Below are 10,232 nucleotides of genomic sequence, written 5' to 3' on the forward strand. Positions count from 1 at the left end.
AACGAGGACGGGAGCTCATGATGCGCCGGATCGCCGTCCTCGACGCGCCGACAAATCTCGGTCTGCGGCCACCGACGACCACGTCGGTCCCCGGTTGCGCCAAGGCGCCCGGCGCACTGCGCGACCACGAACTGCTGGCCCGGCTACGCGCCCGCGACGCCGGCTGCGTCACCCCGGCCCGGTACGACCCGGGCGACTGGCGCCCCGGCGACGGGGTGTGCCACGCCCGGGAGATCGCCGACTACTCGCTGGCCCTCGCCGAACGGATCGGCTCGATCATCGACCGGGGCGAATTCCCCGTGGTGCTGGGCGGCGACTGCTCGGTGCTGCTGGGATCGGCGCTGGCCATGCACCGCCTCGGCGAGGCCGTCGGCGGGCGGATCGGGCTGGTCTTCGTCGACGGGCACTCCGACTTCCGGCACCCCGGCAACGCCTCGTACGTGGGCGCGGCCGCCGGGGAGGATCTCGCCCTCGTCACCGGCCGGGGGCAGGCCGACCTGGCCGCGATCGAGGGGCGACGGCCCTACTTCCGCGACATCGACGTGGTGGTGCTCGGCATCCGCGCCCAGGACGAGTACCGGCTCGACCTCCAGGCCGCCGGGATCACCACCCGGCCGGTGCCGGCCCTGCGCGCCGAGGGCGCCGCCCGGACGGCCCAGTGGGCGCACGAGCAACTCGCCGACTGCGCGGGCTACTGGGTGCACATCGACGTGGACGTGCTCGACCCCGCGGTGATGCCCGCCGTGGACGCCCCCGACCCGGGTGGGATCGCCTTCGCCGAGTTGGAGATCCTGCTCGCCGGGCTTGTCGACACCCCGCACTGCCTCGGGGTGGAGTTGACAGTCTTCGACCCCGACTACGACCCCGACGGCTCGTACGCGGCCGAGATCGTCAACACCGTGGTCGCCGGCCTGGCCCCGGTCACCGCCCCGGAGGCGGTGCCGCCCCGGCTGCTGTCGTCCCGGCCGACCCCCGGCCCGCGGCGGGGTAACGGCCGCTCCCCGGCCCCCGCCGAGCGGGTTGGTGGGCTGGACCGTGCCGAGCGGGTCGGTGGGGTCGCTGGCGTGATCGGCGTGGCGGCGTCCCTCGCCGATGCCCCCTCGTGGGAGTCGGCCGTCGATGCCACGCCGCTCACGGAAGCCGAGTCCTCCGACGCGGGAGCCGCCGCCGTCGACCCGGCCGGCATCGACCATTCCGACGGTCCGGTGGCTGCTTCCGGCCGATTCGGCGGTGACTCTGCCGAGGGCGCGGCCCATATTCCGGCTGCGGCCGAGCGGGAGCCGGTCGGCCCACCCGCCTCGGCCGGCCCAGGTCTGCTCCGCCGACCCGTCCCGCCGGTAGAAAACACCCCGGACCACCACAAAGCCGACACTGCCTGACCCGAATGCCGCCCCGCCGGGCCAAGATCGACTCGGGTTTCATGATGTCGCGGGCTCCGGGTGACTCGGATACCGCGGCTTCAGCAATACCGACTGGATCAACGCCTGCGCGGTGCGCGGCGTCGCCGCGTGGGCCGTGCGCGGGGTCGCCGCCGGCCGTGCGCGGCGGTGCCGCCCTGGCCCTGCGCGGCGGTGCCGCCCTGGGCCGTGCGCGCGGTGGTGCCGCGTGGGCGGGGCGCGGGTCGGGGGTGGGCGCGCCTGTGCGGCGTTGGTGTCAGGACCTGGGGAGGGCGCGGAGGAAGCGCTCGGCGATCGGGACGGCGGACGCCGTGCTGGCGCCGCCCTTCTCCACGAAGACGGCGAACGCCACGTCGCCCCGCCAGCCAACGAACCAGGCGTGGGTGTGTGCCGGGTTGTCGTCGTATTCGGCGGTGCCGGTCTTGCCGTAGACCTCGCCTGGCACGTCCTTCAGCGCGCTCGCGGTGCCGGTGGTGACCACCTCGCGCATCATCGCGCGCAGCGCGGCGACCGATTCGGGCTTGAGTTGTTCGCCCGGCGGGGCCGGCTTGGCCGGCGCCGGGTCGATCAGCAGTTTCGGCTGCTCGAAGCGGCCTCGGGCGACCGCCGCGGTGGCACCGGCCATGGCCAGCGGGCTGACCAGCGTGGTGCCCTGCCCGAACGATGCCGCGGCCTGCTCGGCGGGACTGCCGCCGGTGGACACCTTGCCGGTAAAGGCGTCGGTGCCGACGTCCCATTGACCTTCCAGGCCCACCGAGCGGCCGGCGGCGGCCAGCCCGTCGCCGCCGAGCTTCGGTGCCAGCGAGGCGAACGCGGTGTTGCAGGACTTGGCGAAGTCGGTGCGGAACGGCACGGAGCCGAGCTCGAAGTTGTCGGAGTTCTTGAAGGACCGACCGTCCACGGTGAAGGTCTTCGGGCAGGCCACCGGCCCGTCCAGGGTGACCGCGCCCCGGTCCAGTAGGCCCAGCGTGCTGACCATCTTGAACGTGGAGCCGGGCGGCACCTGAGCGTCGAAGGCCAGATTCTCCCCGGCCGGACCGGGGCCGTTCGCGGCGGCGAGCACCGCACCGTCGCTGATCCGGAGCGCCACCAGCGCGGATCGCAGTGGCTCGGCGCGCAGTGCCCCGTCGGCGGCGTTCTGGACGGCGACGTCCAGCGTGGTCTTGAGCGCCTGACCGGGCTGCGGCTCACGGCGGAACAACTCGGTGCCGGTGGGTTCGAGTTTGCCGCCCTCGGTGGGACGCTCGACCACCACGGTCAGCCCGGGGCCGCCGCGCAGCCGCTCGTCGTAACGGCCCTGCAACCCGCCGTGCCCGACCAGGTCGCCGACGACGTACCGGTCGGGGTGTGCGGCGAGGTCGTCGGCCTGCGCCGGGTCGACCGTGCCGAGCAGCGCACGGGCGAATTCCCGGGTCGGTGCCAGGTCGACCTTGTCGGAGGTGAACTTGGTGCCGGGCAGGTCGTAGATCCGGGTCTTGATCTGGCGGTACGCCTCCTCGCGAAGCGACACCACCTCGACGAACGCTCCCGGCTCGGCCTTCGCGACGCGCTCGGGCAGGTCGGCCAGGTCGACAGCGGGGACCAGTGCCGGGCGGATCGCCTTGAACGCCGCGTCGAGATCCTTCACGAGCTTCTTGATGTCGGTCACCCCGTCGGGCTGCACCCCGACCCGCACCACCGGGCGGGGAGCCACGATCGGTTGCCCGGCGGCGTCCAGCACCCCGGCACGGGCGCTGGCGTCGCGGCGCAACGCCAGCCGGTCACCCTTGCTGAGCTGCTCCTGCACCACCTTCGGCTCCCAGATCACCTGCCACTGGTCGTCGTCGCCCTGAGCGAGACGCACCTCCCGGTCGTACGTCCACCGGGTCTGGCCGGGGAGGTTCCACTCCACCTGCACGGTTGTGGTGGCGATGTCCGCCGTGACCTTCGGCTCGCCGCGTCGCGTCAGCGTGGGCGGGGTGGCCGCCAGCTCACCGGAGAGTTCCTTGATCTCGCGACTCACCTCAGCCGAGGGCAGTTTGCCGCCGGTCGGGTCGATCAGGCCGACCGCCTGAAGATCGCCGCTGCGCCAGCCGGAGAGGAAGGCGTCCACGGTGCGCTCCGGCCCGTCGTCACCCGAGCAGCCAGCCAGAACGCCGGCCGCGAGCAGCGCCGCGGTGAGGCCGGCGAGCGCGCGGCGGGCGGGGTTCGGCCGGTGGGGCCGAGGGTACGACGAGGGCATGAAGCTGGTCCTTCCGATCTCGGAGCGCCTTCGCACGGTAGTACGCCGAGGGCGTCCCCAACGTCCCCCACGACGGTGGGCGCGCTCAAAGACGGGCCGAGCCAGTGTGATGAACATCGCGTGGCGGGGTATCCCGCAGCCGGCCAACCTCGGACCCGCAACGGGTGAAAGGACAAAGTCCCGATCCGGACGTCTGGCCAATGGTCCGCCGACGAAGGCGCACAACGGCAGGGCCTAGGCTGAGCGGCAGAGTGACCCACAACGCGGTGGGTCGAGGGGAGTGGCACCGATGGACCGGCGTCCGGCGATCAAACCGGAACCCGACCTCCGGCAGGATGACTCCGGCCGGGACGACGACAGCTTCGATTCGGCGACCGACGGGGACGGCTACGGCCGGCTCGACACGGGAGTCACCGGGCTGACCGGGTCGAGCATCGACACCATCTACGATCTGGGCCTGCCCACCGAGGCGTTGGCCGACGACGTGGAGGACGCCGAGCTCGACGAACCCGTTCCCAACGCGGAGCGCCTGGTGGCCCAGGCTGTCGCGCTCGCCGGGGACGACCACGACGCGGCGACACTTGTCGGCCGTTTCTGGCGGTTCGCACCGGACGAGGAGCTGGTCGGCTTCACGGCGGAAGAGATGCTCGACGCGGCCCGGGCACACCGGGACCTCGCCCAACAGCGGGTGCCGGGCGAGTTGAAGCTGCGGATCCACGAACCGCACGCCGACCAGCACCACACGGTCGTCGAGATCGTCACCGACGACATGCCGTTCCTGGTGGACTCGGTGACCGCGCTGCTCAACTCGTACCACCTGGACGTGCACCTGCTGGTGCACCCGCTGGTGGTGGTCCGGCGTGAGCCGTTGGGCCGCCTCACCGAGGTCTCCGCGGACGTGGAGCCGGACGACGCGATCTCCGGCGACATCATCGAGAGCTGGATGCGGATCGAGATCGACCCGGTCCGGGACGCGGCCGAGCGGGACCGGCTGCGCCGCGAGTTGCAGCGGGTGCTCACCGACGTGCGGGAGGCGGTGGAAGACTGGCCGAAGATGCGTCAGCGTTCCCTCGCGCTCGCCGACGAGTTGGCCTCCGCGCGTACCTCCGACAACCGCCCGCCGGTGCCGGAGAAGGACATCACCGACTCGGTGGAGTTGCTGCGGTGGCTCGCCCACGACCACTTCACCTTCCTCGGCTACCGCGAGTACCGGCTGGTGGACGCCCCGGGCGGTGACGCGGCGGACCCGGTCGACGGCAAGGCCCTCGAAGCGGTGCTCGGCACCGGCCTGGGCATCCTGCGCTCCGACGCGCCCGAGGCCCGACCGCTGGCGTCGATGACGCCCGAGGCGCACGAGAAGGTGCTGGAGAAGCGCCTGCTCATCATCACCAAGGCCAACTCGCGGGCCACCGTGCACCGCTCGGCGTACCTGGACTACATCGGCTTCAAGATCTTCAACGAGGCCGGCGAGGTGATCGGCGAGCGGCGCTTCCTCGGCCTGTTCTCCACCGCCGCGTACCGGACCAGCGTCCGCGAGCTGCCGGTGGTGCGCCGCAAGGTGGCCGAGGTGCTGGACCGCTCCGGTCTGAGCCGGCGCAGCCACTCCGGCAAGGATCTGATCCAGATCCTGGAGACCTACCCGCGTGACGAGCTGTTCCAGATCAAGACCGACGACCTCTACCACGCGGTGATCGGCGTGCTGCGGATGGCCGGTCGCCGGCAGCTGCGGGTCTTCCTGCGCCGGGACGCGTACGGGCGGTTCATCTCCTGCCTGATCTACCTCCCCCGGGACCGGTTCACCACCCAGAACCGCCTCCGGATGCAGGACATCCTGCTGCGTGAGCTCAACGGTGTCGGGGTGGACTACACCACCCGCGTCACCGAGTCGATGCTGGCCCGGGTGCACTTCATCGTGCGTACCGACCCGACCCGGCCGCCCGGCGACATCGACGCCGACCTGTTGGCCGAGGAGTTGGCCGACGCGACCCGGCTCTGGGACGACGACTACCGGCTGGTGTTGGAACGCAAGCTCGGCGACGAGCAGGCCAAACACCTGTTCACCAGGTACGCCGACGCGTTCCCGGAGGGCTACAAGGACGGGCACACGCCGTACGAGGCGATGAAGGACCTGGCGAAGCTGGAGCTGCTGGAGGAGCCCGGCCAGCTGGAGATGCACCTGTTCCGCAAGCAGCTCGCACCCCGCCCCGGCACCCGGGTGCCCGGTGCGGACCTGGCCGAGGCCATGGACGTCCGGTTCAAGGTCTACCGGTACGGCGAACCGATGATGCTCTCCGCCGTGCTGCCGGTGCTGCACTCCCTCGGTGTGCGGGTGGTCGACGAGCACCCGTACGAGGTGGACCGGATCGACGGGCGGGTCTACCTGTACGACTTCGGCCTCATGCTGCCCGAGGGGCACCACGAGCTGGCCGAGGTGCGCCCGCACGTGGAGAACGCCTTCGCGGCGGCCTGGCGTGGCGAGGCCGAGGTGGACCGGTTCAACGAGCTGGTGCTGCGCGGCGGGCTGACCTGGCGGCAGGTGGTGGTGCTGCGGGCGTACGCGAAGTATCTGCGGCAGGCCGGCACGGTCTTCTCGCAGGACTACATGGAGCAGACCTTCATTGCGTACCCGAAGCTCGCGAGCCTGCTGGTGGAGCTGTTCGAGACCCGGTTCGCGCCGGGCGAGCTGAGCGCCGAGCAGCGGCAGCAGCGCAGCGGTGAGCTGGTGGAGACGATCCGGGGTGCGCTGGACGACGTGGCCAGCCTGGACCAGGACCGGATCCTGCGGTCGTACCTGACGTTGATCGAGGCGACCCTGCGGACCAGCTTCTACCAGAAGCGCGCCGACGGGCGGCCGAAGGCGTACGTGGCGTTCAAGCTCGACCCGCAGGCCATTCCGGACCTGCCCGCGCCGCGCCCGAAGTTCGAGATCTTCGTCTACTCGCCCCGGTTCGAGGGCGTACACCTGCGGTTCGGGCCGGTGGCCCGGGGCGGGCTGCGCTGGTCGGACCGTCGGGAGGACTTCCGGACCGAGGTGCTGGGTCTGGTCAAGGCGCAGATGGTGAAGAACACCGTGATCGTGCCGGTGGGCGCCAAGGGCGGCTTCGTGCTGAAGCAGAAGCCGGGTGACCGGGACGAGGCGGTGGCCTGCTACCAGGAGTTCGTCGGCGCGATGCTGGACGTCACCGACAACATCGTCAGCGGGCAGATCGTGCCGCCCGAGGACGTGGTCCGGCACGACGGCGACGACCCGTACCTGGTGGTGGCGGCGGACAAGGGCACCGCCACGTTCTCCGACATCGCCAACGAGATCTCCACGGCGCACAACTTCTGGCTGGGCGACGCGTTCGCCTCCGGCGGTTCCGCCGGCTACGACCACAAGAAGATGGGCATCACCGCCCGGGGCGCCTGGGAGTCGGTCAAGCGCCACTTCCGGGAGTTGGGCCTGGACACCCAGACCCAGGACTTCACGGTGGTCGGCGTCGGTGACATGTCCGGCGACGTGTTCGGTAACGGGATGCTGCTGTCCGAGCACATCCGCCTGGTGGCCGCCTTCGACCACCGGCACATCTTCCTCGACCCGGAGCCGGACGCGGCCACCTCGTACGCGGAGCGGCGGCGGCTGTTCGACCTGCCCCGGTCCTCGTGGGAGGACTACAACCCGGAGCTGATCTCGGCCGGCGGCGGCATCTTCCCGCGTACCGCGAAGTCCATCCCGATCACGCCGCAGGTCCGGGCGGCGATCGGCCTGGACGGCGACGTCACGCACCTGTCACCGCAGGAGCTGATGAAGGCGATCGTCACCGCTCCGGTGGACCTGTTCTGGAACGGCGGCATCGGCACCTACGTCAAGGCGTCCACCCAGACCAACGCCGAGGTGGGCGACAAGTCCAACGACGCGATCCGGGTGGACGGGCGCAACCTGCGGTGCCGGGTCGCGGGCGAGGGCGGCAACCTGGGCTGGACCCAGCTCGGCCGGATCGAGTACGCGTTGACCGGCGGCCGGATCTTCTCCGACTTCATCGACAACGCGGCCGGGGTGGACACCTCCGACCACGAGGTGAACATCAAGATCCTGCTGAACACGGCGGTGGCCGACGGGGAGTTGACCACGGCCGAGCGGGACGAGCTGCTGGCCGGGATGACCGACGAGGTCGCGGAGTTGGTGCTGCGGGACAACTACGACCAGGCTCGGGCGATCAACAACGCCCAGGCCCAGGCCGCCTCGCTGCTCCCGGTGCACCGTCGGATGATCAACGAGCTGGAGCGGTCCGGCGCGTTGGACCGGGCACTGGAGGCGCTGCCGCCGGACGAGGAGCTGGCGGTCCGCAGCGAGTCCGGGCTGACCGCGCCGGAGTTCGCGGTGCTGCTCGCGTACGTGAAGATCGTCCTGGAACGGGAGATCCTCACCGAGGGGTTGGCGGACGAGGAGTGGACGACCGAGGTTCTGGTCAACTACTTCCCGACGCCGATGCGCGAGCGGTTCGCCGACCGGATGGGCCGACACCGCCTGCGCCGCGACATCGTCACCACCGTGTTGGTCAACGAGGCGATCAACCGGGGTGGCATCTCGTTCATCTTCCGGGTGGTCGAGGAGACCGCGGCCAGCGCCGCGGACGTGATCCGGGCGTACGTGGTGGTCAGCGAGGTCTTCGGGCTGCGTGAGCTGTGGGACGCGGTCGAGGCGCTGGACAACAAGGTCGCGCCCGAGTTGCAGACGAGCGTCTACCTGGACACCCGCCGGTTGCTCGACCGGGCGGTGCGGTGGCTGGTGTCCAACCGGCGCTCGCCGATCGACGTGCCGGCGGAGATCGCCCGGCTGCGCGACGGCGTCACCCGGCTGTTGCCGGGGCTGGAGGAGCTGTTCTACGGCAACGAGCGGCAGGGCATCGCCGCCCACATGGACGCGATGACCGATCGTGGGCTGCCCCGCGAGCTGGCGGAGCGGGCGACCCGGCTGATGTACAGCTTCGGCCTGATGGACGTGGTGGAGACCGCGAACGCCAGCGGGCGGGACGTCAGCGAGGTGGCCTCGGTCTACTTCGTGCTGTCCGACCTGTTCCGGGTGGACTCGCTACTGTCGAAGATCTCCCTGCTGCCCCGGGAGGACCGCTGGCAGACGTTGGCCCGGATGGCGCTGCGCTACGACCTGTACGCCGCGCTGGCCGCGCTCACCGCGGAGGTGTTCGGCTCCACCCCGGAGGACCTGCCGCCGCACGAGCGGGTGCAGCAGTGGGAGCAGTCGAACGCCACCTCGATCCACCGCGCCCGGCGGGCGATGGGGGAGTTCGACGAGTCGCGGGCGGACCTCGCCGCCCTGTCGGTGCTGCTGCGCCAGATCCGCACCCTGGTGCGGACCTCCGCAGCCGCCTGAGTCAGGTACGCCGGACGCGGTCCGGCCGGTCGGGTCACCCCGACCGGCCGGACCGCTGTCGTTCGCCGCGGGTCACCCCGCCAGGGTGGCGAACACGACGATGTTGTCCGGGTAGCTCTTGGCGGCCTGGTCGAACTGACCACCGCAGGTGACCACCCGCAGGCCGGGCCGGTCAGCGGGCCCGTACACCAACTCGGTGGGGAAGGCCGTCTTCGGGTACGACGCCACCGAGTCGACCCGGAACGTGGCCGGCCGGCCGTCCGCCCGCCGCACCGTCATGGTGTCGCCGGGAACGAGAGCGCCGAGGTCGAAGAAGACCGCCGGGCCGAGCTTCGCCGAGTCCACGTGCCCCACGATGACCGCGTTACCGGTCTCGCCGGGGCTCGCGCCCGGCTCGTACCAGCCGGCCTGGTCGGCCTGCTCCAACGGGGGGACCTGGACGGTGCCGTCCGGGTTGGTGCCGAGCGACATGATCGTCGCCTGGACGCCGATCCGGGGGATCTCGATGCTGGTCGGCACGGAACGCGCCAGCCCGGCCGGCACGTCCCCTCGGCCGGCCGGCTGTCCGTCGGCTGGCTGTCCGTCCGCCGGTGGGATGGCGGTGGCGGTGCCGGCCGGCCCGCTCACCGTGGGACCGGCCTGGGCCAGCGGCTGCGGCGGCCGGGCCGGGGTCGTGGTCTTCAGGGCGGCACCGATCATGCCGGCGCCGATCATGGCCATGGTGACGACGACGGCCGCGCCGGCGGCACGCCACGGTCTCCCGTGACGGCCGCCGGCCCGTGTCGTCGTCACGTCAGACGAGCGAACCATCGGTCCGCCGGCGACGCATCAGCACGATCCCGCCCAGCGCGGCAGCGCCGAGCAGGCCCGCCCCGCCGGTGGCCAGGCCACGGTCGGTACCGGTGCTGGCGCCACCGTCACCACCGTCGACACCGCCGTGCGGCAGCACGACGAGCTCGCCCTCGCCGCACGAGCCCTTGAGCTCGTAGCGACCCGGCTTGGCGTCCTTGTCGATCTTGGCCTCGCCGTAGTAGACGAACTCCCGCTCCTTCTCCCAGCTGTCCTCGTCCGAGCCGCGCTCGTCCTTGTCCTTGGACTCCCAGCTCTTGTCGGAGCCGTGCTCGTCGCGGCCTTCGTCGGAGCCGTACTCGTCCTTGTCCTTGGACTCCCAGCTCTTGTCGGAGCCGTGCTCGTCGCGGCCTTCGTCGGAGCCGTACTCGTCCTTGTCCTTGGACTCCCAGCT

General features: G+C 71.5%; 4 protein-coding genes and 1 pseudogene. 2 read left to right on the forward strand and 3 right to left on the reverse strand.

What is annotated here, in order from left to right:
• The first annotated feature begins 17 nt into the window (after window positions 1-17).
• Complete coding sequence (locus tag AB0B14_RS26575; RefSeq protein WP_357066957.1) at window positions 18-1,379, forward strand: arginase family protein; 1,362 nt, start codon at window positions 18-20, stop codon at window positions 1,377-1,379.
• A 274-nt stretch (window positions 1,380-1,653) separates the two neighbouring features.
• Here AB0B14_RS26575 and AB0B14_RS26580 read toward each other — a convergent pair whose 3' ends face one another.
• On the reverse strand, window positions 1,654-3,618 hold the full coding sequence (locus AB0B14_RS26580) for a penicillin-binding transpeptidase domain-containing protein (RefSeq protein WP_357066959.1): 1,965 nt from the start codon (window positions 3,616-3,618) through the stop codon (window positions 1,654-1,656).
• A gap of 289 nt (window positions 3,619-3,907) precedes the next feature.
• On the opposite strand from AB0B14_RS26580, the gene AB0B14_RS26585 reads away from it, so the two are divergent.
• Complete coding sequence (locus AB0B14_RS26585; protein WP_357066961.1) at window positions 3,908-8,989, forward strand: NAD-glutamate dehydrogenase; 5,082 nt, start codon at window positions 3,908-3,910, stop codon at window positions 8,987-8,989.
• A gap of 72 nt (window positions 8,990-9,061) precedes the next feature.
• Here the strand turns inward: AB0B14_RS26585 and AB0B14_RS26590 are convergent, their stop codons facing one another.
• On the reverse strand, window positions 9,062-9,781 hold the full coding sequence (locus AB0B14_RS26590) for a class F sortase (protein WP_357066963.1): 720 nt from the start codon (window positions 9,779-9,781) through the stop codon (window positions 9,062-9,064).
• A 1-nt stretch (window position 9,782) separates the two neighbouring features.
• Window positions 9,783-10,232 (reverse strand): annotated as a pseudogene (locus tag AB0B14_RS26595) (hypothetical protein); the annotation flags it as partial.

This window comes from Micromonospora sp. NPDC049171, from assembly GCF_040648275.1.
Taxonomy (GTDB): domain Bacteria; phylum Actinomycetota; class Actinomycetes; order Mycobacteriales; family Micromonosporaceae; genus Micromonospora.

Bases quoted from the DNA above. Each gene is read 5' to 3' on its own strand.
- AB0B14_RS26575 (WP_357066957.1), top strand. From the start codon at position 18: ATGATGCGCCGGATCGCCGTCCTCGACGCGCCGACAAATCTCGGTCTG.
- AB0B14_RS26580 (WP_357066959.1), bottom strand. From the start codon at position 3,618: ATGCCCTCGTCGTACCCTCGGCCCCACCGGCCGAACCCCGCCCGCCGC.
- AB0B14_RS26585 (WP_357066961.1), top strand. From the start codon at position 3,908: ATGGACCGGCGTCCGGCGATCAAACCGGAACCCGACCTCCGGCAGGAT.